The organism is Nocardioides luteus (genome assembly GCF_015752315.1).
Lineage (GTDB): Bacteria > Actinomycetota > Actinomycetes > Propionibacteriales > Nocardioidaceae > Nocardioides.
Map to the genome: position 1 here is coordinate 5799166 of NZ_JADOVJ010000001.1, position 22532 is coordinate 5821697.

Annotated in this window: 23 protein-coding genes; 13 read left to right on the forward strand and 10 right to left on the reverse strand. The window is 70.4% G+C overall.

Annotated features, from left to right (window positions below; genetic code table 11):
• Position 1: 1 nt before the first annotated feature.
• Positions 2–1309: a D-arabinono-1,4-lactone oxidase gene (locus tag HD557_RS27815; RefSeq protein ID WP_196876236.1), complete on the reverse strand. Its 1308-nt coding sequence runs from the start codon at positions 1307–1309 to the stop codon at positions 2–4.
• Between the two features lie 128 nt (positions 1310–1437).
• Here HD557_RS27815 and HD557_RS27820 point away from each other — a divergent pair, with 128 nt between their 5' ends.
• A complete protein-coding gene (locus HD557_RS27820) occupies positions 1438–2646 on the forward strand; it encodes an amino acid deaminase/aldolase (protein WP_196876237.1) in 1209 nt (402 codons plus the stop codon).
• A 9-nt stretch (positions 2647–2655) separates the two neighbouring features.
• Here the strand turns inward: HD557_RS27820 and HD557_RS27825 are convergent, their stop codons facing one another.
• The gene (locus HD557_RS27825; RefSeq protein ID WP_196876238.1) at positions 2656–3261 is read right to left on the reverse strand and encodes a TetR/AcrR family transcriptional regulator; all 606 of its coding nucleotides are present in this window, start codon (positions 3259–3261) and stop codon (positions 2656–2658) included.
• Positions 3262–3358: 97 nt separating this feature from the next.
• Between HD557_RS27825 and HD557_RS27830 the strand changes: the two genes are divergently transcribed.
• Positions 3359–4582, forward strand: a complete 1224-nt coding sequence (locus HD557_RS27830) for an alanine racemase (RefSeq protein ID WP_196876239.1) — start codon at positions 3359–3361, stop codon at positions 4580–4582.
• Positions 4583–4586: 4 nt separating this feature from the next.
• Here the strand turns inward: HD557_RS27830 and HD557_RS27835 are convergent, their stop codons facing one another.
• Both HD557_RS27835 and HD557_RS27840 read right to left on the reverse strand, forming a co-directional pair.
• Positions 4587–5489, reverse strand: a complete 903-nt coding sequence (locus HD557_RS27835) for an endonuclease/exonuclease/phosphatase family protein (protein ID WP_196876240.1) — start codon at positions 5487–5489, stop codon at positions 4587–4589.
• A gap of 120 nt (positions 5490–5609) precedes the next feature.
• The gene (locus HD557_RS27840; RefSeq protein ID WP_196876241.1) at positions 5610–6380 is read right to left on the reverse strand and encodes a hypothetical protein; all 771 of its coding nucleotides are present in this window, start codon (positions 6378–6380) and stop codon (positions 5610–5612) included.
• Positions 6381–6582: 202 nt separating this feature from the next.
• Between HD557_RS27840 and HD557_RS27845 the strand changes: the two genes are divergently transcribed.
• Positions 6583–6765 carry a hypothetical protein gene (locus tag HD557_RS27845; protein WP_008355133.1) on the forward strand — a complete coding sequence of 61 codons (183 nt, stop codon included), beginning with the start codon at positions 6583–6585 and terminating at the stop codon, positions 6763–6765.
• Between the two features lie 74 nt (positions 6766–6839).
• Here HD557_RS27845 and HD557_RS27850 read toward each other — a convergent pair whose 3' ends face one another.
• Positions 6840–7292: a carboxymuconolactone decarboxylase family protein gene (locus HD557_RS27850; protein ID WP_008355131.1), complete on the reverse strand. Its 453-nt coding sequence runs from the start codon at positions 7290–7292 to the stop codon at positions 6840–6842.
• 139 nt (positions 7293–7431) lie between these two features.
• Between HD557_RS27850 and sigJ the strand changes: the two genes are divergently transcribed.
• The gene (gene sigJ, locus HD557_RS27855; protein WP_196876242.1) at positions 7432–8313 is read left to right on the forward strand and encodes an RNA polymerase sigma factor SigJ; all 882 of its coding nucleotides are present in this window, start codon (positions 7432–7434) and stop codon (positions 8311–8313) included.
• 12 nt (positions 8314–8325) lie between these two features.
• Here the strand turns inward: sigJ and HD557_RS27860 are convergent, their stop codons facing one another.
• Positions 8326–8985 (reverse strand): maleylpyruvate isomerase family mycothiol-dependent enzyme, encoded by a 660-nt coding sequence (locus HD557_RS27860; protein ID WP_196876243.1) that lies wholly within the window; start codon positions 8983–8985, stop codon positions 8326–8328.
• A gap of 178 nt (positions 8986–9163) precedes the next feature.
• On the opposite strand from HD557_RS27860, the gene HD557_RS28850 reads away from it, so the two are divergent.
• Both HD557_RS28850 and HD557_RS27870 read left to right on the forward strand, forming a co-directional pair.
• Complete coding sequence (locus tag HD557_RS28850; protein WP_196876244.1) at positions 9164–9937, forward strand: IclR family transcriptional regulator; 774 nt, start codon at positions 9164–9166, stop codon at positions 9935–9937.
• Positions 9938–9990: 53 nt separating this feature from the next.
• Positions 9991–10809, forward strand: coding sequence for a hypothetical protein (locus HD557_RS27870; protein ID WP_196876245.1), 819 nt, complete (start codon positions 9991–9993; stop codon positions 10807–10809).
• A 9-nt stretch (positions 10810–10818) separates the two neighbouring features.
• Here HD557_RS27870 and HD557_RS27875 read toward each other — a convergent pair whose 3' ends face one another.
• Entirely contained in the window at positions 10819–11724 is a 906-nt protein-coding gene (locus tag HD557_RS27875; RefSeq protein ID WP_196876246.1) for a hypothetical protein, read from the reverse strand.
• Between the two features lie 385 nt (positions 11725–12109).
• Here HD557_RS27875 and HD557_RS27880 point away from each other — a divergent pair, with 385 nt between their 5' ends.
• From HD557_RS27880 to HD557_RS27890, 3 genes are all read left to right on the forward strand, one after another.
• A complete protein-coding gene (locus tag HD557_RS27880; RefSeq protein ID WP_196876247.1) occupies positions 12110–12982 on the forward strand; it encodes a S1 family peptidase in 873 nt (290 codons plus the stop codon).
• Positions 12983–13251: 269 nt separating this feature from the next.
• Positions 13252–14049, forward strand: coding sequence for a S1 family peptidase (locus HD557_RS27885; RefSeq protein ID WP_231380487.1), 798 nt, complete (start codon positions 13252–13254; stop codon positions 14047–14049).
• Positions 14050–14284: 235 nt separating this feature from the next.
• The gene (locus HD557_RS27890; protein WP_196876249.1) at positions 14285–15145 is read left to right on the forward strand and encodes a S1 family peptidase; all 861 of its coding nucleotides are present in this window, start codon (positions 14285–14287) and stop codon (positions 15143–15145) included.
• A 50-nt stretch (positions 15146–15195) separates the two neighbouring features.
• On the opposite strand, the gene HD557_RS27895 is transcribed toward HD557_RS27890, so the two are convergent.
• Positions 15196–16395 (reverse strand): glycosyltransferase, encoded by a 1200-nt coding sequence (locus HD557_RS27895; protein ID WP_196876250.1) that lies wholly within the window; start codon positions 16393–16395, stop codon positions 15196–15198.
• A gap of 434 nt (positions 16396–16829) precedes the next feature.
• Here HD557_RS27895 and HD557_RS27900 point away from each other — a divergent pair, with 434 nt between their 5' ends.
• Complete coding sequence (locus HD557_RS27900; protein ID WP_196876251.1) at positions 16830–17660, forward strand: hypothetical protein; 831 nt, start codon at positions 16830–16832, stop codon at positions 17658–17660.
• Positions 17661–17669: 9 nt separating this feature from the next.
• Here the strand turns inward: HD557_RS27900 and HD557_RS27905 are convergent, their stop codons facing one another.
• Positions 17670–18575, reverse strand: a complete 906-nt coding sequence (locus HD557_RS27905) for a class I SAM-dependent methyltransferase (protein WP_231380488.1) — start codon at positions 18573–18575, stop codon at positions 17670–17672.
• Positions 18576–18609: 34 nt separating this feature from the next.
• On the opposite strand from HD557_RS27905, the gene HD557_RS27910 reads away from it, so the two are divergent.
• Positions 18610–19341, forward strand: a complete 732-nt coding sequence (locus HD557_RS27910) for a hypothetical protein (protein ID WP_008355112.1) — start codon at positions 18610–18612, stop codon at positions 19339–19341.
• 273 nt (positions 19342–19614) lie between these two features.
• Here the strand turns inward: HD557_RS27910 and HD557_RS27915 are convergent, their stop codons facing one another.
• Complete coding sequence (locus HD557_RS27915) at positions 19615–20409, reverse strand: HAD family hydrolase (protein WP_008355111.1); 795 nt, start codon at positions 20407–20409, stop codon at positions 19615–19617.
• Between the two features lie 124 nt (positions 20410–20533).
• Between HD557_RS27915 and ssd the strand changes: the two genes are divergently transcribed.
• Both ssd and HD557_RS27925 read left to right on the forward strand, forming a co-directional pair.
• The gene (gene ssd, locus HD557_RS27920; protein ID WP_196876252.1) at positions 20534–21589 is read left to right on the forward strand and encodes a septum site-determining protein Ssd; all 1056 of its coding nucleotides are present in this window, start codon (positions 20534–20536) and stop codon (positions 21587–21589) included.
• Positions 21586–22532: TadA family conjugal transfer-associated ATPase (locus HD557_RS27925; protein ID WP_196876253.1), on the forward strand; the 947-nt coding region annotated here is incomplete at its 3' end. The genes ssd and HD557_RS27925, both read left to right, overlap by 4 nt.

Sequence of the window (22532 nt, forward strand, 5' to 3'; positions counted from 1 at the left end):
GTTAAGAGCCGAGGACCTGCTCCAGATAGGGGTTGGCGAAGGTGCGGGACGGGTCGAGCTTGTCGCGCAGTGCGACGAAGTCACCGAACCGCGGATAGCGTTCGGCCAGGTCGGCGTCGGAGAGCGTGTGCATCTTGCCCCAGTGGGGACGACCACCGGCCTCGCCGGCGATCCGCTCGAAGGCCGCGAAATAGTCCTTGCGCCACGGCGAGGACGGGGCGGTGTGGATGGCGATGTAGACGTTCTCGCGCTCGAACCCGGTGGACAGCGGGATGTCGTCGGCGCCCGCGACCCGGACCTCGACCGGGAAGGAGATGTTCCACGAGGACGCCTCGACCGTGCGCTGCAGCTCGGCGAGGACCTCCATGCCGACGGCGCGCGGGACGGCGTACTCGCTCTCCACGAACCGCACCTTCCGCTGCGAGGTGAAGACCCGGTAGGAGATGTCGGTGAACTCGCGCGGCGAGAGGGCCGAGGCGGCGAAGCGGGCCAGGGGCTTGACCAGGCCGGGGACACGGAGACCGAGCCCGACGGTCGCGCCGAACGCGGTGTTGGAGAGGAGCTCGTCGTCGAACCACCCTCGCACCCGGCCGACCGGGTCCAGCGGCGTCTCCGGCAGCGGCAGCCGGGTGTTGTGCTTGGTCAGCACCCGGGTGGTGTGCGGGAACCAGTAGAACTCGAAGTGGTCGGTGCCCGAGGCGTGCTCATCGAAGGCGCTCATCACGTCGGCGAGCTCGCCGTTGCCCTCGCGCGCGTTCAGCGCGAACAGCGGCTCGGTCTGCAGCGTGACCTCGACGATGATCCCGAGCGCACCGAGCCCCACGCGAGCGTGGTCGAAGACCTCGGGATTCTCCGTCGGCGAGCACGAGAGGACGGAGCCGTCGGCGAGGAGCAGCCGGAGGCCGCGTACCTGGGTCGCCAGGCCGCCGAAGCGCGCCCCCGTGCCGTGGGTGCCGGTCGAGATCGCACCCGAGATCGACTGCTCCTCGATGTCGCCGAGGTTGGTCATCGACAGCCCGAGCGCCTCGAGCGCCCGGTTGAGCACCTTGAGGCGGGTGCCGCCGCGGACCGTCACCAGACCGGTGGTCGAGTCGGCCCGCACGATCCCCGAGATCCGGTCGAGGCTGACCTGGACGTCCACCGGCGATCCGATCGCGGTGAACGAGTGGCCCGCGCCGATCGGCTTGACCCTCCGGCCGGCCTCGGTCGCGGCCACGACGACCGCGGCGAGCTCCGCCTCGTCGCGAGGCACGACGACCTCGATCGATCCCGCGTGCTGGTTCCCTGCCCAGTTCTGCCACTCACTCACGCGGCAAAGGGTGTCGCCTCGGAGGCGTTCGGTCAACGACTTCGGCCAGATCCGTTTGGACCGCGCGGTGGCACAGTTGGTTACCTGCCGTTGACGCGGGTGCCGCGCGGGGCATAGACACTTGGGTCGTGGTTACCACTTCCCACCATCTCTCGGCCCAGCAGCACGAACGGCTCGACCGCGCCACCGCGGCTCTCGACGGACCCGTCGGGGCGGTCGACCTGGAGGCGTTCGACGCCAACGCCGACGACCTCGTGCGCCGAGCGGCCGGCACCCCGATCCGCGTGGCCAGCAAGTCCGTACGCTGCCGGGCGCTGATCGACCGCGTGCTCGCCCGCGAGGGCTACGAGGGGATCCTGGCCTTCACGCTGTCCGAGGCGCTGTGGCTGGCCGAGACGCACTACGACATCGTGATCGGCTACCCGACCGTCGACCGGGCAGGGCTCGCCGCGCTCGCGAAGGACGAGGAGAAGCTCGCCCGGATCACGCTGATGGTGGACAGCGCCGAGGGGCTGTCGCTGGTCAAGGCCGCGATCGGCACCCCGGCCGCCCCCGTACGCGTGGCCATCGACCTCGACGCCGCGCTGGTCATCGCGCGCCGCATCTGGCTCGGCGCGCGCCGCTCCCCGGTCCGTACGCCCGAGGACGCCGTCGCGCTGGCCCGGATCGTCGCCGAGGACCCGGACTTCCAGCTGGTCGGGCTGATGGCCTACGAGGGCCAGGTCGCCGGCACCGTCGACCGCCCGCTCGGCGGCAACCCGCCCGCGCCGGTGATCCGCCGGATGAAGAAGGCCTCCATCGCCGAGATCACCGAGCGCCGCGGGAGGATCGTCGCGGCCGTACGCTCCCTGACCGACCTCGAGTTCGTCAACGGCGGCGGCACCGGCTCGATCGAGTCCACCCGCGCCGACGCCTCGGTGACCGAGATCGCGGCCGGGTCCGGCCTCTACGGCCCGACCCTCTTCGACCGCTACGACGGGTTCACCCCGCACCCGGCGGCCTACTTCGGGCTGAGCGTCGTGCGCCGTCCGGCCCCCGGCATCGTCACCGTCGCCGGTGGCGGGTGGATCGCCTCCGGACCGCCGGGACTCGACCGCGTCCCCAGCCCCACCTACCCCTTCGGCCTGGAGTACGTCGGCACCGAAGGCGCCGGGGAGGTCCAGACGCCGCTGCGTGGGCACGCCGCCGACGAGCTCGCGATCGGCGACAAGGTCTGGTTCCGCCACGCGAAGGCCGGTGAGGTGTGCGAGCGGCTCGACACCCTCCAGCTGATCGAGGGCGACTCGATCATCACCGTGGCGCCGACCTACCGGGGCGAGGGCCAGACGTTCCTGTGACCGGCCGGGTCACACGCCCAGCAGCTGGAACCAGCTCTCGGTGACCAGCTCGCACATGCGGTCGTGCTCGACACCCCAGAACCCGTCCGTCCAGCGCTGGAACAGATAGTCGAGCTGGCCGACCGCCAGTGCGCCGCGCAGCCGCCTGCTGTCGGCGTCGAACCGGTCGGCCTTGTCCAGACCCGCGCTGACGTCCTCGATCGTCTCGTCCGTCCAGGCATCGACGATGTGAGTGAGATCGGGATCGACGGCCTGGGCGGCCCGGGCGATCGTGACGATCGGCCGCACGTCCGGCCACCGCGCCATGGCCTGCCGGATCCAGGCACCGAGCTGCTCGCGGGTGCCGGCCGCCACCGCATCGGCGAGACCGCCGAGCGAGCTGCCGTGTGGGCAGCGGAGCTGGGTCAGCTCGCCCTCGAGGCGCTCGGCGACCAAGGCCTTGATGACCTCGGACTTCGAGGGGAAGTAGGCATAGAACGTCACCCGGGTGGTGCGTGCCGCCGAGGCGATCTCGTCGATCGTCGTGGCCGCGTAGCCGCTCGCGACGAACCGATCCATCGCTGCATCCAGCAGGAGCTGGCGAGTCATCGCCCTCTGAGCCGCACGGTTGGCCATGGCGTCACGATAGGCGACGCCGATACCTCCCAGGAGATTTCCAAGTTTTCTCGAAACCCCGTGTCCGGCCGACAGGCCGTCGGTAGGTTCGGTCCCGATGGACGATCATGTGACCTGGGCGGACAAGGGCTTCATGGAGCCGGGAGAAGCCGTCGATCTCACCACGTACGCAACCTCCGGCCGCAACCTCTTCGACGGCTCGTTCACCTGGCCGGTGATGGTGCTCAAGAAGAGCGCGCTGGAGCACAACATCGCGACCCTCGCCGGGTTCACGGAGGAGCACGGGCTGCTGCTCGCCCCGCACGGCAAGACCACGATGGCACCCTCGCTCTACCAGCGGCAGCTCGACGCCGGCGCGTGGGCGATCACCGTCGCCTCGCCCAGCCAGGCGCTGGTCGCCCGCCACGCCGGCGTACGCCGCGTCCTGGTCGCCAACGAGATCCTCGACCACAGCGCGCTGAGCTGGGTGGCCTCCGAGCGGGCGGCCGACCCCGAGTTCCTCCACCTGCACTGGGTGGACTCGGTCGAGGGCGTCGAGGCGGCGGCCGAGGCGTCGGCCCTCGTGGGCGTCGAGGACCGGCCGCTCGCGGTGCTGATCGACCTGGGCTTCCCCGGCGGTCGCACCGGCTGCCGCTCCGTCGGGGAGGCCGTCGAGCTCGCCCGGGTGGTGGACTCGACTCCCGGCGTACTCCTGGCAGGGGTGGCCGGCTACGAGGGCGGCCTGGGGACGGCCGAGGCGGTCGGCGACTACTTCGACCGCCTCAAGGAGCTCGCCTCGACCCTGTTCACCGAGGGCCTGGTCCCTGCCGATGCGATCGTCTCCGCAGGTGGGAGCGCCTTCTTCGACGTCCTCGCCGAGCGCTGGTCCGCCGGCTGGCCCGACGGGATGACGCCTCGCAAGGTGCTGCGCAGCGGGACGTACGTCACCCACGACCACGGCCTCTACGCCGACACAACGCCCTACAACCGCATCGAGGGCACCCTGGATCCGGCGATCGAGGTCTGGGCCCAGGTGGTCTCAGCCCCGGAGGAGGGCCTCGTCATCGTCGGCATGGGCCGGCGGGACGTGCCCTACGACAACGGTCTGCCGACCCCGCTCACGGTGCGGCGCAACGGCTTCGGCGGTGCGGAGAAGCTCGAGGGCACCGTCGAGAAGCTGGCCGACCAGCACGCGTTCCTGCGCACCGACGCCGGGCTCCGGCCGGGCGACCTGGTCAGCTTCGGGATCTCGCACCCGTGCACGGCCTTCGACAAGTGGCGGCTGATCCCGGTCGTCGACCTCGACTACACCGTGACCGACCTGGTCCGGACGTACTTCTGAGGGGTCAGGCGAGGCCCGACAGCCGCACCCTGACCTGGTAGAACGCGCCGTGGTCGGTGGCTCGGCGGGCCGACGGACCGGAGTAGACCTGGTAGCGGTCCGGCCGCAGCGACGGGCTGAGGAAGGCCTGGTCGATCGGCGCCCGGCGTCCGGTGGCGCAGTCCTCGTGCTTCGCGAGGGGGCTCACCAGCCCGGTGCCGGGGGAGGTCAGGTCGCACAGGATGTCGTTGCGCTGGTTGAAGTCGCCGGCGACGACCATGGGCACCTCGGTGCTCGCGACCACGTCCTTGACGATCCCGGCGTTGAGGTCGCGCCACTTCTTCTGCCTGGGGGCCGCGGGGATGCTCGCCGGGAAGTGCACGGGCAGCACGCCGACGCGCTGACCCGAGGAGCGCTCCTCGAGCACCACGACGGGCGCAGTGACGCGGGCGCCGTGACGGTAGTACATGGCGACCGTGTCCTTGCTGACCAGCCGGAACACCGAGCGGCGGTAGAAGACCGCGTCGTCGGTGGCGTCGGGCGTGGAGACGAGGGCGTACTCCCGTCCGAAGGACTCGAAGGCCTCCCGCTGCGGCGCCTCCACCTCGGCAAGGACGCCGAAGTCGACGGCCGTACGCCGCAGGTGGCCCACCACGATCCGCATCCGCGGCACACCGTCGAGCCGGCCGGCCGCGGCACCTCCGGGCGCGGTGTGGTGGTCGGCCCAGGCGTTGAGCCAGGCGAAGCGCTGGAAGCCCGGCTGAACCGGTTCCGCCTGGGCGACCTTGACGGTCGGGCCTGCCGTGGCCGTCGTCGGGACGAGGAAGCTCAGGGCGGCGCCGAGGACGCCGCACAACGCGACGGCGGGGACGAGGGCGCGCAGCAGGGCGGCCCGGCTCGGACCCGAGGTGAGCAGCGTGGGGGACACGCCTACCGAAGGTATGGGCGGGCAGTGTGCGCACGGCCAAACGCGTTCGAATACCGCGAAACCCCAGATGAACGACCAGGGAACCAGGCCCAGGCCCGTGTCCGGCGGGTCGCGCGGCGCCTACAGGTCCATGAAGATCAGGGCGCCCGCGATGTCGGCGGTGCCGTAGTGGAGGTAGTCGTCGACGGTCGTCTCCGACACGCCCTTCTGCGCGGTCACGAAGCCGACGACGACCGCCTTGGAGGAGTCCTTGGCGACCCACTTCCCGATCACGTCGTCCTCGATGAGGCTGCCGGTGGGCAGGTCGAAGTCGGTCTCCTCGACCGACTCCGCGGCCGTCGTCGCCTTCGCCTCGCTGTCGAAGACGTAGATGACCCGGAGCATCCGCAGTTTGCCGCCCTCGGCGTCGTGGATCCCCATCGCGGCGTAGCGGCAGCCCTTCCGGTCCAGGGCGGCCGACGCGATCGGCCCGCAGTCGGGGTAGTCCTGGGAGGCCACGTACGTCGCGTTCATGCTCACGTCGCCGAGCTTGAACCTCCAGTCACCCTCGAAGAGGTCGGCGGCCAGCCCGCCCGGGGCGGGAGCCGCGAAGGACGGGTCCGGCGACGTGGTCGGGGTCGCGGTGACCGTCACCGGTCCTGGCCCTCCGGTCGGGTCCTCCTCGCCCCGGAGGATGACGATGCCCGCGGTGATGATCACGCCGATGATCAGGACACCCGCGATCGCCCCGAGCCCGATGACGATCGGCCACGGGTTGTGCGGCTTCTCCGGCGGAGGCGGGGCTCCCGTGCCGAACGAATTTTCGTTCGGCGGCCAGCCGCCCTGGAGGTTCGGCGCAGGCGGCATCGCCCCGTACCCGTCCGGCGGCGGTGGTGGTGTCGGTGTCGTCATCGGTCCCCTGCCCGAGTAAAGAATCCCGTAGGAGAAGCGTTTCCCCGCGGTTCCACGATTCTCTCGTACGTCCCCGCCACCGCTGCTACTTTCTGCGATGCGCCGACGGGTGGGCGCCCTCTCGGCCCCTCACGCTCCGCACAAAGGATCCCTCATGTCTCCTCGCCCGACCACGTACGCCTCCGATCGTGTGAGCCGCTAGATGGAGACCAGGTGGAAGGTCCTCATCGTCGCCGGGGCCGTCGTGGCGATCTGGGTGATCCTCGAGCTGCTCGGGTTCTTGGCCGACGTGGTCCTCGGCGGCTTCCTACGGAGCTATCCGGTGGCCCTGGCGATCGTCGCGCTCGCGGTCGGCTACCTGCTCGGCCGCGACAGCAAGCGGTAGGTCGTCGAGGACGCCGGGGCGTCCCGGTCCACGCACCGGCAGGTACGGACCGGAACGCCCCGAGCCGTCGCGCGTCAGGGGGCGACGGGGTAGTGGCTGGAGATCGCGATGCGGTTCCAGGCGTTGATGGCGATCGCGACCCAGGTGATGGCGGCGATCTGCTTGGCGTCGAGGATGCTCTCGACGTCGACCTTCGGGGCGGCGGCGGTGTGCAGGTCGCCGATGCGGGTGATCTGCTCGGCGATGGTGAGCGCGGCCTGCTCCTCGGGGGTGAAGTACTGCGACTCCCACCAGGCGGCGACGAGGGCGAGGCGGTCGGTGGTCTCGCCGTTCTTGAGGGCGTCCTGGGTGTGCATCCGCAGGCAGAAGGCGCAGCCGTTGATCTGCGAGGCGCGGAGCTTGACGAGGTCGACGGTGAGCCGGTCGACGCCGGCGACGGTGATGGCCTCCTCGACCGCCTCCTCGACGGCCATCTGGGCCTTGTACGCAGCGGGGAACAGCTTGGTCACGTTGACGTTGGCGAGCATCGTGGTCCTTCGGGTCGGCCCGCCACAGCGCGGGCATTCACACTGCTTGACGAGACGTCCGAGACGAATGTGAGGTCGCCACCTCACATTCACGCTGTCTGGCTCGTCACACTGGGTGAACCCGTGAGGAGCTGCCACGATGCCTGACATGGACGACCTGGGCGAGGTGATGATCGAGCGCCGTCGCCTGATCGCGCTCGCCTACCGACTGCTCGGCACGCTCGAGGAGGCCGAGGACGCGGTCCAGGAGACCTACCTGCGCTGGTACCGCCTCACCGACGACGAGCGGGCGGCGATCGACAACCCGTCGGGCTGGCTGAGCCGCGTCACCAGCAGGGTCTGCCTCGACGTACTCAAGTCGGCGAGAGCCCGCCGGGAGAGGTACGTCGGGCCCTGGCTCCCCGAGCCGGTCCGGCCGGGTTTCCTCGCCGCCCCCGAGGATCCGGCCGACCGAGCGACTCTCGACGACACGGTGAGCACGGCGCTGCTGGTCGTGCTCGACGCGATGACTCCGGCCGAGCGGGTGGCGTTCGTGCTCCACGACATCTTCGCGGTCCCGTTCGGCGACATCGCCGGCATCGTCGGCCGCTCCCCGGCCGCGGTTCGTCAACTGGCCGCCTCGGCCCGGCGCCGGGTCGCCGAGCAGCGCGACGACGTGGCCCCGCTGCCGGAGCACGACGACGTCGTCAGAGCTTTCGTCTCGGCCACCGCCGGCGGGGACCTCGGCCGACTGGTGACGCTGCTGGACCCCTCGGTCACGCTCCGTTCCGACGGCGGCGGCCGGGTCAGTGCAGCCCTCAACCCGATCGAGGGTCCGGAGAAGGTGGCTCGGTTCCTGCTGGGTGTGCTCACCAAGCGGCCGACCTGGACGATCCGCACGGAGCCCACCGCCGACGGCCTCGGGTTCACGCTCGTCGAGGACGGCGCTCACCGAGGTGTCGCGAACCTGCGGGTCGCCGGCGGCCGGGTCACCGACGTCTGGATCGTCCTCAACCCGGACAAGCTCGCCCGCTGGAGCTGATCCCAGGGATGGTCACAGCCAGGGCCCGAGCTCCGGCGCCTCGATGAGGCCGTGCGGCCGCCCGGCGAGCCAGGCTGCGACCTCGGGGAGCGGACCGGCGACGCCGCGCAGGTCCTCGTCGGAGAGCCCCCGCTTCGTACGGATCTCGTCGGCGAGGGCGAGCAGGAAGTCCTCGGGCAGGTCCGCGAAGGTGATCCCGACACCGAGGTCGACGGCGTGGATGAAGACCTCACGAGCGCGCATCCACGGGATGTCGCTGGCCTTGCGGGGGACGAGCTGCGCGGTGATCACCTCGTGCTCCCACTGCTCTGCGGTCAGCCGGTCCATGGCCGCGTCGAGCTCGCCGGCCGCGCGAAGATACCACTCGCGGAGCTCCTCGGCCGGACGCGTCGCAGCGGCCTCGATGTCGGCGTTGCGCTGTTCGGTGGAGGCGTACATCCGCTTCTCCACGCCCGTCTCCGCCCACGAGACCAGGTTGCCGAGAGCCTCGGCGTTGGCGGCGACGTGGCCGAGCAGATGCTTCCGCGTCCAGCCGGGCAGCTGCGAGTCGCCGTCGTAGTCGGCGAGGGCGAGGCCGTCGAGGGCGCCGGTCAGCAGGGCCGTGCCTTCGGTGGCCCAGCGGCGCGAGTCGTCGAACGTACGCGTGGGGGTGGTGCCGATGAGGATGGACATGACGATCAGCCTTTCACGAGCGTGTCGATGAGGGTGCCGATCCCCGGCCACCTCGTCCGGGGGACGACGTAGGTGCCGCCTGGTGGTCATGGTCACAGCCAAAGAACATGTAGGTCGGTCAATCTCCTGCGAAATCAGACGAGAGATGCCAGGTTTGGTGTGATCAGGAAGAGGTGGGATGGACAAGCCGCTGAAGACACGGCCCCCGTACGCGATCACCAGCGTGGACCACGCGCTCAAGCTGGCGGCGATCCTTCAGCTCGAAGGCCGCCTGACCGTCTCGGAGGCAGCGGCTCGGCTCGACGTCGCTCGCTCCACCGCCCACCGGCTGCTCGCGATGCTGGTCTACCGCGACTTCGCGGTCCAGGACGAGGACAAGGTCTACCGGGCCGGCCCGGTGCTGGAGCTGGCCGCCCACTCGCGCTCGACCGCCTCCCGGCTCCGCCAGGTGGCGCTGCCGCACCTGCAGCGCCTGGTCGACCTGCTCGGCGAGTCCGCCAACGTCGCCGTGCGCGCGGGGGACACCTGCCGGTTCATCGCCTCGGTCGAGTCGCCGCAGTCGCTCAAGGTCGGCTCCCGCGAGGGCATGGTCTTCCCCGCCCACCGCACCACCGCGGGCCTGCTGCTGCTGGCCCAGATCTCCGAGGACGAGCTCACCTCGCTCTACAGCCGGGAGAGGTACGCCGACCACCTGGCCGATCGCCCGGACCTCGACGCGCTGCGCACCGAGCTGGAGCGCGTACGCCGCAACGGCTTCGCCTTCAACGACGGCCGCTCCGAGCGGGGTGTGGTCGCCGTCGGCGTCCCCGTCCGTGGCGCCGGTGGCGACGTCGTCGCCGGGATGTCGATCTCTATGCCCAGCGTCCGCTACGACAAGGAGGCCCTGCCGACCGTCGTCGCGACCCTGATGTCCGGCGCGGCGGCTCTGGAGCGTGACCTGAGTCAAGGGTGATCTGCGTCAAGTTGACTCCGGTAGCGTCGGTTGGCGAGTTAACCTGGAGGCCGATGAGCAACACTTCCCCCTCCCGTGACACGCAAGCACCGAAACCGGCCGGCATCGACTGGCTCTCCACCACCGCAGGTGCCCTGGCCGCTGTCACCTCCGCGCTGCTGCTCTCCACGCTCGGTGCCGTCGGCACCCTGATCGGCGCTGCGATCGGCAGTGTCGCGGCCACCGTCGGCTCCAACCTCTACTCGCAGTGGCTCGCCAAGACCCACCAGAAGGTGACCAGCGCCCAGGTCCTCGCCCGGTGGCGGTCGGCCGGGCTCGCCGGCGTACGCCACGAGGCTGCCTCGGAGCCCGCCGGGGAGTCGGGGGACGGGACGACCGCGATCGAAGCCACCGAGCTCGCCGACGCCGAGCCGGCGCCATCGTGGCGGGAGCGCCTCGAGGCCCTGCCCTGGAAGCGGATCGCGCTGCTCTCGCTGGCGATGTTCGTGGTCGTGGTCGCCGTGATCACGGTCTTCGAGCTCCTGGCCGGGCGCAGCGTAAGCTCGATCGTGGGCAACGGTGACGGCGGCACGACGATCTCCCGCGTGACCGGTGGCGGATCGGACGCCCGCGACGAGGGGCCGGGCACGGACCCGTCGAACGGCGCCACCGCGACGCCGGAGGAGTCCCCGAGCACCACCACCGAGCCCTCGGAGGAGGAGCCTCAGGAGTCGGAGTCGCCCGCGACGGGGACGCCGAGCGCCGAGCCGTCCACCTCGACCGGGCCGAGCGCGCCGCCGTCGGAGCAGCCGAGCGAGAGCGCCGGTACGTCGAGCGAGCCGTCACCCACGACAGGAGCCTCCTCGGAGGCGACCGAGCCGGCGACCCCCTGAGCCCGAAGGTCACATCCGGAAGAGGATCTCCGCGCCGAGGTCGGTGTTGCCGTAGGAGGTGTACTCCTTGCCCTGCGCCACGGTGATGCCGTCGTTGGCCGTGACCATGGTGTAGACGACGTACTTGCCGTAGTCCTTCACCTTGAACCAGCCCTGGGTGTAGCCGGGCAGGGAGGCCTCGGTGGGCGGGATCACGTGCCGCGGCTCGATCCGCCCGGCGGCCTTGCCGGCGGCCTCGACGGTGGTGAAGTCGTAGATGAAGTGGGTCATCCGCAGGTTGCCCTGCTGAGCCTTGTAGGAGACCCGGACGGCGTAGTCGCAGCCGAGGTCGCGGATCGCGCGCTTGAGCGTCGCCTTGCAGCCGGGGTAGTCCTTGCCGCTCAGGTAGCGGGCCTTCAGCGTGACGTCGCCGTAGGTGAACTGCCACGGGCGGGGCACGTCGGCCTTGGAGAGCCGCTCGGGGCCGATGGTCGAACGCGAGGTGGCGCCGTCGCTGGGGTCGGCCGGGGAGCTGGTCCCGGGCCAACCGGGTCCGCGGCTGGACTCGCCGCTGACGTCGGACCTGCCGCCACCCGGGCTCGCCGAGCCGGTCGGTGCCTTGCCGGCCGAGGGTGCGTCGCTCGCCGTGGGTACGCCGGCGGTCGTGGCCGCGTCGTCGCCGCGGGTGAAGAGGGTGTAGACGACCACGCCGCACACGACCACGAGGCCGAGCGAGACGGCGATGGTCAGCAGCTGGCGCAGTGGGCCGCCGCGTCCGGCTCGCTCCTTGCGCGCGTTGAACGCCGGCCGGTCGCCGCCGAGGTCCTCGGAGAGCCCGATCAGGCGCTCGTTGTAGTCGAACGGGGCAGGCTGATTCTGCGGCTCCTCGTCAGGCGCGCCCGAACCGGGGGAGCCTGGGGGCGGCGGATACGGCATGGGGTTTGTCTACCATCTATCGACGGTCGCCACGCCGAAGGTTTCGAAGACCGACGAATTCCGGTCCGATTCACCGTTCGAGCGGCGAGATGAACATGGATATCTACCGTACGCGGCCCGCGACCCGGGCACCTACAACTTGGCCATGCTTACCCAATCCTCTTCTTCGGGGCCCGCGCCGGAAACCCTCCGGGAAACGCGTGTTGCTGCATTGCAGGAATCCGAAGAACCAGTCTTTGCAATGCAGATTCTTGGGGAATCGAATGTGCTGCGGGGTCAGGGAAAGATCACGAAACTCAGTTACCCGTTCCCGGTAAGCCGCGAAACCCGTGGTTCCGGGGACGGAAGCCCGCAACAAGCGGGTCTTTCCCCCAGGAGGAGACGTATGAGGTTCGAACGCACCACTTTCCGTCCCCGCACCGTCGCCGCGCTCGCCGCGGGTGTGGGTCTCGCGGCCTCCGCCGCTGTCGCCGTCCCGGCAGCCGCCGCGGACGCCGAGTTCAGCAAGGCCGAGGTCGCATCGGTCAGGTCTGCCGTCGCCGAGGCCGCCCCGGTCGGCTCGTCGTGGTACACCGACCCGGCCACCAACAAGATCGTCGTCACCGTCGACGAGACCGTCTCCGCGGCTGAGATCGCCGAGGTCAAGAAGGCCGCCGCGGAGAAGACGAGCCAGGGCGACGAGGCCGTGACCGTCAAGCACACCAAGGGTGAGTTCACCCCGCTCATCGGCCCCGGCGACGCCATCTACGGCGGCGGCTCGCGGTGCTCGCTCGGCTTCAACGTCAAGGTCGGCGGCGCCGACTACTTCCTGACCGCGGGCCACTGCACCGACGCCGTCTCGACCTGGTACGCCAACTCGTCGAACACCACGCTGCTCGGCCCGACCGCGGGCTCGAGCTTCCCGGGCAACGACTACGGCATCGTCCGCTACGACTCGTCCATCTCCAAGACCGGCGGCTTCACCGCGGGCACCGCCCGGGTCGGCCAGAGCGTCACCCGTGACGGCTCGACCACCGGCGTCCACACCGGCACCGTGACGGCGGTCAACGCGAGCGTCCGTTACGCCGAGGGCACGGTCAGTGGTCTGATCCAGACCAACGTGTGCGCCGAGCCCGGCGACTCCGGCGGCGCGCTCTACTCCGGTTCGACCGCGCTGGGTCTGACCTCCGGTGGTTCCGGAAACTGCACCACCGGCGGCACGACCTTCTTCCAGCCGGTGACCGAGGCGCTCAGCGCGTACGGCGCCACGATCTACTGATCAGGCGCGGCTGATCCCGCACGGCTGATCCAGCGCAGGTACGCCGCGGGGTGAGGTGGTTTGGTCCACTTTGCCCCGCGGCGTACGAAATTTCGTCGAACAACGAAAGTTTTTTGCCAACGACTGGCAGATGAGGCGCTGACAACGCCATACTCACTGTGGTCGTGTTCGGGCACACTGCGGTGGAGGAATGTATGAGGTTCACCAGGTCACGTAACCGTCTGCTGGCAGCAGCAGCCGGTCTAGGTCTGGCGGCTAGCGCCGCGACCATGCCGGCGGTCGCCGCCCCACCGGAGGAGAGGCCCAGCGCGAGGGCGCTCGCCGCGGTCCACTCCGCGGTGGACTCGGCCGTCAACCGGTCGGCGCTCTCCGGCATCGCGTGGTACACCGACGAGGCCACCGGCAAGGTGGTCGTCACGGCCGACTCCACCGTGCCCGCGTCCGCGCTGAGCAGGCTGACCGATGCCGTCGGGGTCGACGCCGACGCGATCACCCTCAAGCGTGCCAAGGGCGAGTTCAAGCCGTTCGTCGGCGCCGGCGACGCGATCTACGGCTCGGGCTACCGATGCTCGGTGGGCTTCAACGTACGCAGCGGCGGCACCCACTACTTCCTCACCGCCGGTCACTGCGCCGACGACGTCGAGACGTGGTACACGAACTCCGGCGAGACCACCCGGATCGGACCGACGGTCAAGGCGAGCTTCCCGGGCAACGACTACGCGCTGGTGCGCTACGCGAACACCTCGCTGACCCACGCGGGCGGCTACAGCGTCGGTGACGCCCACGTCGGCCAGAGGGTGACCCGCGACGGCTCGTCCACCGGCGTCCACTCCGGGCGCGTCGAGGCGCTCGACGTCTCGGTCCGCTACCGCGGCTCCGGCACCGTGCGCGGCATGATCCAGACCGACATCTGCGCCGAGTCGGGAGACTCCGGTGGCCCGCTCTACGCCGGTTCGACCGCCCTCGGGATCACCTCGGGCGGCACCGGCGACTGCTCCTCGGGCGGGACCACCTTCTACCAGCCCGTTCGCGAGGCCGTCCGCGCCTACGACGTCAACGTCTACTGATGGCGGTGCCCCTTCGTCGGGGCGTCGTGAGGCCGACTGGGGCGAAGTGGTTCAGACCACTTCGCCCCATTTGGCAATGATTTCGCGGTGACGGTGAAATTTTCTTACTCCGCATGGCCGACCCGTTTCTTCGCCGACATACTCCCAGGAGGTCGTGCTCGGGCACATCGCGGTGGTCGGGCACTCCTGGCGCCCGCAACCACGCGGGTTCCTGGTCGTTTCGTAGGAGGAACACATGAGTTTCACCGCGTCCCGCACCCGCCTGGCCGCAGTCGTGGCCGGTCTTGGCCTGGCAGCCACCGCTGCCGTCATGCCGGCTGCCGCCGCCCCAGCTGACAAGCAGTTCAGCCCGAAGGCTCTGGCTGCCCTGCACTCCGCCGTCGACAAGTCCGGCGTGTCCGGCATCGCCTGGTACACCGACGAGGCCACCGGCAAGGTCGTCGTCACCGCCGACTCCACCGTCTCGAAGGCGGAGCTCGCCAAGGTCACCAAGGCCGCCGGCGCCAACGCCGAGGCGCTCACGGTCAAGCGTTCCGCTGGCAAGTTCACGACGCTGCTCTCCGCCGGAGACGCGATCTACGGCTCGGGCTACCGCTGCTCGTTGGGGTTCAACGTGCAGAGCGGCAGCAGCTACTACTTCATCACCGCCGGTCACTGCGGTGACGAGGTTCCGACCTGGTACGCCAACTCGTCCCAGTCCACGCTGATCGGCCCGACGGTCGCCTCGAGCTTCCCGGGCAACGACTACGCCCTGGTCCGCTACGACAACGCCTCGCTCTCGCACCCCGGTGGCTTCACGGTCGCCGATGCGTACGTTGGCGAGAGGGTCACCCGGGACGGCTCGACCACCGGTGTCCACACCGGCGTCGTCCAGGCGCTCAACGTGACCGTCCGTTACCAGGGATCGGGCCGGGTCAGCGGCCTGATCCAGACCAACGTGTGCGCCGAGCCCGGTGACTCCGGCGGCGCGCTCTACGACGGCACCAAGGCGCTCGGCATCACCTCGGGCGGTTCCGGCAACTGCACGACGGGCGGGACGACCTTCTTCCAGCCCGTTCGTGAGGCCGTCAACGCCTACGGCGTGACCGTCTACTGATCCACCGCTCCGCTGGTCGAGCCCCTCACGGGACTCGACCAGCGGTCGGCTCAGACCGCGACCGGAATCAGGGCCGAGTCCGCCGACTCCTTGATGAGTCGGGCGTACGCATCGAAGAGCCGCTGCTCGGAGAGGCGCTGCCGGTTGCGGAAGATGCGCTCGAAGTGCTCCTCGCGCTGGGCGAAGGCGACCTTCCAGGTCTCGGCCATCTCGGCCGGGTCGAAGGACGCCACCAGGCGCGGGTCGCCGACCATCGCCGGGGCGTCGCCGACGGGCGTGGTCACCGGGACCGCGCCGCAGGCCATCCCCTCGAGCAGGCACAGCGGGGCGGCCTCGCCGAACGCCGAGGTGAGCGTGATCAGGTCGGCGGCGTTGTAGAGCGGCGCCATCTGGCTCTGGATCCCGAGGGCGTGCAGGTTGGTCTCCAGGGCCGGCCACGCGCCGAGCTCCTCGGCCACGAGCTCCGCGAAGGCGGGGTTGTCCGCGGTCATCCCGGCGCCGCACATGACGAGGTGGGCGTCGGGGTGCTCCTGGACGAACCGGCGCGCGGCACGGACGAAGAGCGGGATGTTCTTCATCTCGTCGAAGCGGGCCGCGATCATCACGACCGGCTCCTCACCCTTCACGCCGAGCTCGGCGCGCTTGCTCGCCCGCAGGTCGGCGTCGGTGCGGAACTTGTGGAGGTCCACGCCGTTCGGGAAGACCGGCAGCCGCTCCAGCGGGATGCCGGTCGCCTCGTGGTAGGCGCGCTGCGTCGACTCCGCGCAGCACACCGCCGCGGTCAGCAGCCCTGCCCGGTCGAGGTCGATGAGCTCCTGTACGCCGGCCCCCTGGTGCTCCGGGTCGGAGCGGTGCAGGCAGGTGATCAGCGGAGTGCCCGACGTGCCGACCTTGCCCAGCACCGTGAGCGGCTGCTCCTTGAGGGAGAGCACGACGTCCGCCTTCGCCACCGACTGCGCCACCCGCTTGAGCTGGCTGGCGGTGATCGGCCCCGTCGGCGTACGCCGCAGCGCCCGTACCGGCACGCCGGCCGAGGTCAGACGGCGGTAGGAGTTGTCCGAGGAGATCCGTTGGGCGGTGAACTCGCGTTGGACACGGTCGCTGAGGCTCAGCACGCTGTGCTGCTGAGGCGTGGTGGCATCGAGCGCGCGGACGACGGCGGTGTGCAGGATCCGGGCGCCGCCGGCGAAGAAACCTTCGTACAGGGAGAGGACGGACGGGCCGTCCTCGAGGTATGCCACGTTAGACATGTCGACCTCACTAGTCCGCAGGGCAGCATCGCCCGAGCGTTGGAGTTGGTGGGGCTACGGCAGAGATATGCGGCTTTGCAGGTGATCGTCGCTGATCGAGCGTCAGCCAGCGGGCCCGTTTTGAACGAGTTCAGGGCAACGGTGGGCACCTTCGGCACCCGGGGTGGACGCTAACGCGTCGGGATCGACATCCCAAGGCGTCGTTGGCCCGGGAAGCGTGATTTCACTTGTTCGTCATCTTCACGCGCGCATCGTAGGGAGGGACGGAGGATTTATCGAAACCGGCGAGGATCCGGAGTCGATTTACGCTATCGGATGTGGTGTGCGTCACGCTATGTGTTCACCGAGATTGTTCGGTGAACGGATGGCGCGGGTCTCGGACGCGCTGCCGGATAGGAGCGCAACGGCGGCTGGATCCCGCTACCTTCGGGACCATGACGACCGAGGTGACGACGTACCGCTATGTCCGTTTCGCGCTGTGCTGTCTGCTTCTGGGCCTGGCGATCTCGGTGGGTGCCGAGACGATCGTGAGCGGGGAGTGGCAGACCTCCATCTCGTCCTACTACTACACCCCGGCAGGCCCGGTCTTCACCGCCGTGCTGTGCGCGCTGGGCGTGTGTCTGGTGGTGCTGCGGGGTTACACCGACGCGGAGGACACCGCGCTCAACCTCGCCGGTCTCTCGGCGCCGATGGTCGGCTTCGTGCCGACCCCGGAGGTCGGGCAGGAGATCGACAAGGCGGCGATCGTCAACAACGCCTGGAGCTATCTGGCGGTGATGGCGATCGGCTGGGTGGTCGTGCTGATCTTCGGGCTGCGCAAGCGGGCCGCCGCAGGTGCCTGGCCGTCGCGCTGGGGCCTGATCGGCCTGGTCTCGGTCGCCGGGGCGTGGGTCGTCGGTGTCGGCTGGCTGCTGATCGACCAGGAGAGCTTCGCGGCCAAAGCGCACGGGCTTGCGGCGATCTTCACCTTCACGCCGTTCGCGCTGGCCGTCGTGCTCAACACCGACTGGGGCGTACGGAAGATCGCGCGCGAGGCCGACAAGGCGCGCACCCGGCTGGACAAGACCTACTGGGCGCTGGTCGCGGCGATGGTCGTGTTGCTGGCCGCCGGCATCGTGCTGGGCGTGACCGGGTGGCACCTGTGGCTGCTGGCGACCGAGGTCTCGCTGCTGGTGTGCTTCGCGATCTTCTGGATCATCCAGAGCTTCGACCTGATGGACCCGGAGCGCGACGCGGCCACCACGCGTCCGCGCACGGTGCTTTGATCGCGGGGCTCACCGGAAGTCGATGAGCAGGTCGTCGTCGCCGTTCTCGGGATCGGTCACGACCCGGGGGAGGCGTACGGCGGTGTCGGTGCGCTTGGCGAGCGGCACCGTCGGCCGCTCGGCCTCGTCCACCTCGGCGACGTCGTGCACGCCGGTGGTCGGGCCTGCCACCTGCGCGCGCGGGAGCACCTGGGTGCGCCAGGCACGGCAGTTGTAGGGCAGCTGCATGCCGTCCATGCCGCGGCCGTAGTCGTCGTAGAAGGCCAGCACCTCGCGGCGCTTGTCGTCCTGGGCCTCCCGCCTGAGGACCGCGATGTTGGAACGCGACAGGACCAGGTCCTGGATCGTGTGGCGGTCGACGACCTGCCAGTGCCGGAACGTGTGGGACTCGACGGCGGAGAAGAGCCCGGAGTCGTCGAGGATCTTCGTCGGGTCGAAGCCACCGTCCTGCTTGCCGATCAGCCGGCCGAGCTTGCGCACCCACGGGATCCGCTCGTCACGCTCGTTCTGGATCACGGCGAGCCGTCCGTCCGTACGCAGCACCCGCCCGACCTCCGCCAGCGCCTTGGCGTGGTCGAACCAGTGGAACGCCTGCCCGACGACGACCACGTCGTAGAGACCGTCGCCGGTCGGGATCTGCTCGGCGGTGCCGCTGGTGGCGCGTACGTCCGGGAGCTTCTCGGAGAGGATGTCGAGCATCGCGTCGTCCGGGTCGGTCGCGAAGACGTCGTGGCCCAGGCCGACGAGCACCTCGGTGAGCTTGCCGGTGCCGGCGCCGAGCTCGAGAACGCGCACCGGTTCGTCGCCGACCAGCCACTTCACCGCATCGACCGGGTAGGACGGGCGCCCGCGGTCATAGCTGTCCGCCACGCCTCCGAAGGAGCGTGCCGGGTCGGGGTTCGCTGGGTCCGTCATCTCGGTCAGGGTAACGCGCGCTTAAGGTTGACGCGTGAAGGACGATCCGCTTGCCCGGTTGGTGTCGCTCGAAGGTGTGGCCTCGGGCTTCGCCGCAGCTCGTGACGGCATCGACGTGATGCTGCGTGACCGGGGACTGCGGCGTACGTCCCCGGAGACCACCGCCGAGTCGCTGCTGCGCGGGGCGCACGCGTCGGCCGTGCTGGAGGGGTCCTCGTCGTCCCTGGGCGAGGTCCGTGCCTCCGGCGGGGACGCGATCGCGCAGGACGCGGTACGGCTCTCGACCGAGCTGCTCTCGCTGGTGCCGGTGGTGAAGCAGGCGCCGCTGCAGGCGTTCGCGCGGATCCACGCGCTCGCGGCCGGGGCGTCGTTGGAGGCCGAGGAGATGGGGCGTCCGCGCTCCTCGGCGGCGGCCGAACGGTTGCGGCGTCTGTCCGACCTGCTGCTCGCGCCGACGTCGGCGCCGGCGCTGGTCGTGGCGGCGTTCGCGCACGCCGATCTGGCGACGTCGGCGCCGTTCGCGTCCCACAACGGGCTGGTCGCGCGTGCCGCAGAGCGGCTCATCCTGGTCGCGCGCGGCGTGGACGAGAAGTCGCTGGTCGTGCCGGAGGCCGGCCACCTGGCGCTGCGGGCCGCCTACGAGTCGAACCTGCGCGGCTTCCGTGAGGGCGGCCAGGCTGGGGCGCACTCGTGGTTGCTCTATGCGGCCGAGGCGTACGCTGCCGGGGCCGAGGCATCGCCGCTGCGCCTGGACGCGGCCGAATAGGGCCCGAAATTGATGGTGGCACCCGGTGGGTTGTGAACACCGGATGCCACCGCGGACACGAGGCCTTCTGGTTACCAAGCGTGCAAGGTCTGGTCACTGCGCCGGGATTTCTCCCCGGCTACAGCACCCCATCAGATGGGTGGATCGCCGCGTGGGTGCCTGGCACTCGTGTACGTCCTGTTACGTCATTGTTTCTACGCTGATTAGCGGCCAGATTCAAGGCTGGAATTTCTGCAGGATGAGGAGGATGATGACGCTCCTGCAGAATCTGCCTCAGGCGCCGAGGCGCCGGCGCTTCGTACCCGCCCAGATGACGCCGCCGGCGATCGCGACGGCACCGCCGACGGCCAGCGCGGCGAGCGTCGGTGTGGACGGGGTGAGCACGCGGCTGCGCAGGGCGACCGGCTTGTTGAAGACCAGGATGTCCCAGCCGCGCTCCTTGGCGACCTTGCGGAGGTCCTTGTCGGGGTTGACCGCGAAGGCGTGACCGACCTCCTCCAGCATGGGGGTGTCGGTGATCGAGTCGGAGTAGGCGTAGGACTGCTCCAGGTCGTAGCCGAAGCGCTCGGCCAGCTGCTGGACCGCGCGGGCCTTCTCCTCGCGGTAGGCGTAGAGCGCGATCTCGCCGGTGTAGCGGCCGTCCTCGATCTCCATCTGGGTGGCCACCACGTGGTCGGCGCCGAGCATCGCGCCGATCGGCTCGACCAGCTCGGTGCCGGAGGCGGAGACGATGATGACGTCGTGGCCCTGGGCGTGGTGCTGCTCGATGAGCTGCACGGCCTCCTCGTAGACGAGCGGGTCGACCACGTTGTGGAGGGTGTCGGCGACGATCTCCTTGACGGTCGCCACGTCCCAGCCGGTGACCATCTCGGAGAGCGACTTGCGCATCTTCTCCATCTGGTCGTGGTCGGCCCCGCCGACGACGTAGACGAACTGCGTGTAGGCCGAGCGGATCATGGCCGCGCGGGTGATCAGGCCGCCGGCCTGGAAGTGCTTGGAGAACGCAAGCGTGCTCGACCTCGCGATGATCGTCTTGTCGAGATCGAAGAACGCAGCGACGCGTGTCATGCGCACATCGTAGACGCCCGTTGGGTGGGCCGATCACCATCCACAAGGCGGGTCCGGGACCGGGTTATCCACAGGCCTCGGATTTGCGGGTGGAATCGTCGGTGCCTCGGCGGATCCTGCTGCCATGACCTCGGAACCTCTCGTCATCACCTCGGACTCGTTGCTGGCCGCTGAGGCGGCCCGTCTGGCCGCCGCCTCGGGCGTCACCGTCGAGGAGTGCACCGACGCCGTCGGTGCCCTGCGGCGATGGCAACGACCACCGCTGGTCCTCGTCGGCGCCGATCTCCTGGCGGAGGTGGCGTCGTTGCGACCACCCCGAAGAGACGGCGTCTACGTCGTCGGGTGGGGCGCGACCGGCGAGCCGCTGCTCCGGGCCGCGCTGGAGGTCGGCGCCGAGACGCTGCTGGAGCTGCCCTCGGCCGAGACCGTGGTCGCCGGGCTGTTCGCCGATGTCGGCGACGGTGAGGGCGGCGACGGCCTGGTCGTCGGCGTGCTGGCCGGATCGGGCGGCGCCGGGGCGACGACGTACGCCGCGGCCCTGGCCAGCCTGGGAGCCGACCGCGGGCCGACCCTACTGATCGATGCCGACCGGCTCGGGCCCGGCGCCGGACGGGTGCTCGGTCTCGACGAGATGCCCGGGGTGACCTGGGGCGACCTCGGCCAGACCGCCGGTCGGCTGGGGGCTCGGGCGCTGCGCGAGGCGGTGCCGCACGTCGGCTCGCTGGGACTGCTGGGCTGGCCGGGTGGTGATGTGGTCCCGCCGCGGCCGGAGGTGGTGCGTGAGGTCCTCGCCGCCGCTCGGCGGGGCCATGATCTGGTCGTCGTCGACCTGCCGCGGGATCCGGAAGTCGGGGCCGAGGCGCTGCTGAGCGGCTGCGACCTCGTGCTGGTCGTGGTCCGGGCCAGCGTCACCGGCACGGCCTCCGCCGCCCGGCTGATCGCGCGTCTTCCCGAGCGGGACCGGGTGCGGGTCGTCGTGCGCGGCCGGGCGGCCGAACCAGAGGCGGTCGGACGTGCTCTGGGACTTCCGGTGATCGCCGCGATGTCCGACCAGCGCGGGCTCTCGGAGGCGATCGACCTGGGCCTCGGGCCGATCCGCTCCAAGCGGGCGCCGCTCGCCCGCGCGGCTGCCGAGGTGCTTCTGCGCTGCCGGGTCCGCACGGGGGTGAGGGCGGCATGATCGGCGCGGTCGACATCCCGCCTCAGGTCGTCGACCTGGTGCGTGACCACCTGGCGCGTACGCCGGGAGAGCTCACCCCGCACCGGGTCCAGGAGGCGCTCCGGGCCGAGGGGCGGATCGTCGGCGACGCGACGGTGCTCGGAGTCTTCGAGATGCTGCGCCGCGACGTGGTCGGCGCCGGGCCGCTGGAGCCGCTGCTGCGGCTGCCCGGGGTGACCGACGTGCTCGTCAACGGGCCAGACCAGGTCTTCATCGACCGCGGCTCCGGTCTGGAGCCCGCTCCGGTGGCGTTTCCCGACGACGACGCGGTCCGGCGGCTGGCTCAGCGACTGGCCGCCGGAGCCGGCCGCAGGCTCGACGACGCCTCGCCCTATGTCGATCTGAGGCTGGGTGACGGCAGCCGGTTCCACGCGGTGCTCGCGCCGCTGGCACGACCGGGCACCGTGATCTCGCTGCGAGTGCCGTCGGCGCGGGCGTTCACGCTCTCCGAGCTGGAGTCTTCGGGAATGGTCGTTCCGGTCGTGGCCGATCTGTTGCGGCGGCTGGTGCTGGCACGGTCCGCCTTCCTGGTGTCCGGTGGCACCGGCACCGGGAAGACCACCCTGCTGGCGTCGCTGTTGTCCCTGGTGCCGCCGGAAGAGCGGCTGGTGCTGGTGGAGGACGCCTCCGAGCTGCGCCCGGACCATCCGCACGTGGTCGGTCTCGAAGCGCGCCCGGCCAACATCGAGGCCGCGGGCGCCGTCGAGCTCCACACGCTGGTCCGTCAGGCCCTCAGGATGCGGCCGGACCGGCTGGTCGTGGGGGAGGTGCGTGGCGCGGAGGTCGTCGACCTGCTCGCCGCGCTCAACACCGGCCACGAGGGCGGTTGCGGCACGCTGCACGCCAACTCCGCCGCCGACGTCCCGGCCCGCGTCGAGGCGTTGGCGCTCGCCGCCGGCCTCGG

What these genes read in the sequence shown, in the direction of transcription:
- HD557_RS27885 (WP_231380487.1), top strand. Translation starts at nt 13,252, where the DNA reads ATGCCGGCGGTCGCCGCCCCACCGGAGGAGAGGCCCAGCGCGAGGGCG.
- HD557_RS27840 (WP_196876241.1), bottom strand. Translation starts at nt 6,380, where the DNA reads ATGACGACACCGACACCACCACCGCCGCCGGACGGGTACGGGGCGATG.
- HD557_RS27895 (WP_196876250.1), bottom strand. Translation starts at nt 16,395, where the DNA reads ATGTCTAACGTGGCATACCTCGAGGACGGCCCGTCCGTCCTCTCCCTG.
- HD557_RS27870 (WP_196876245.1), top strand. Translation starts at nt 9,991, where the DNA reads ATGAGCAACACTTCCCCCTCCCGTGACACGCAAGCACCGAAACCGGCC.
- HD557_RS27905 (WP_231380488.1), bottom strand. Translation starts at nt 18,575, where the DNA reads ATGACGGACCCAGCGAACCCCGACCCGGCACGCTCCTTCGGAGGCGTG.
- HD557_RS27830 (WP_196876239.1), top strand. Translation starts at nt 3,359, where the DNA reads ATGGACGATCATGTGACCTGGGCGGACAAGGGCTTCATGGAGCCGGGA.
- HD557_RS27860 (WP_196876243.1), bottom strand. Translation starts at nt 8,985, where the DNA reads ATGTCCATCCTCATCGGCACCACCCCCACGCGTACGTTCGACGACTCG.
- HD557_RS27845 (WP_008355133.1), top strand. Translation starts at nt 6,583, where the DNA reads ATGGAGACCAGGTGGAAGGTCCTCATCGTCGCCGGGGCCGTCGTGGCG.
- HD557_RS27900 (WP_196876251.1), top strand. Translation starts at nt 16,830, where the DNA reads ATGACGACCGAGGTGACGACGTACCGCTATGTCCGTTTCGCGCTGTGC.
- HD557_RS28850 (WP_196876244.1), top strand. Translation starts at nt 9,164, where the DNA reads ATGGACAAGCCGCTGAAGACACGGCCCCCGTACGCGATCACCAGCGTG.
- HD557_RS27915 (WP_008355111.1), bottom strand. Translation starts at nt 20,409, where the DNA reads ATGACACGCGTCGCTGCGTTCTTCGATCTCGACAAGACGATCATCGCG.
- HD557_RS27875 (WP_196876246.1), bottom strand. Translation starts at nt 11,724, where the DNA reads ATGCCGTATCCGCCGCCCCCAGGCTCCCCCGGTTCGGGCGCGCCTGAC.
- sigJ (WP_196876242.1), top strand. Translation starts at nt 7,432, where the DNA reads ATGCCTGACATGGACGACCTGGGCGAGGTGATGATCGAGCGCCGTCGC.
- ssd (WP_196876252.1), top strand. Translation starts at nt 20,534, where the DNA reads ATGACCTCGGAACCTCTCGTCATCACCTCGGACTCGTTGCTGGCCGCT.
- HD557_RS27880 (WP_196876247.1), top strand. Translation starts at nt 12,110, where the DNA reads ATGAGGTTCGAACGCACCACTTTCCGTCCCCGCACCGTCGCCGCGCTC.
- HD557_RS27825 (WP_196876238.1), bottom strand. Translation starts at nt 3,261, where the DNA reads ATGGCCAACCGTGCGGCTCAGAGGGCGATGACTCGCCAGCTCCTGCTG.
- HD557_RS27850 (WP_008355131.1), bottom strand. Translation starts at nt 7,292, where the DNA reads ATGCTCGCCAACGTCAACGTGACCAAGCTGTTCCCCGCTGCGTACAAG.
- HD557_RS27890 (WP_196876249.1), top strand. Translation starts at nt 14,285, where the DNA reads ATGAGTTTCACCGCGTCCCGCACCCGCCTGGCCGCAGTCGTGGCCGGT.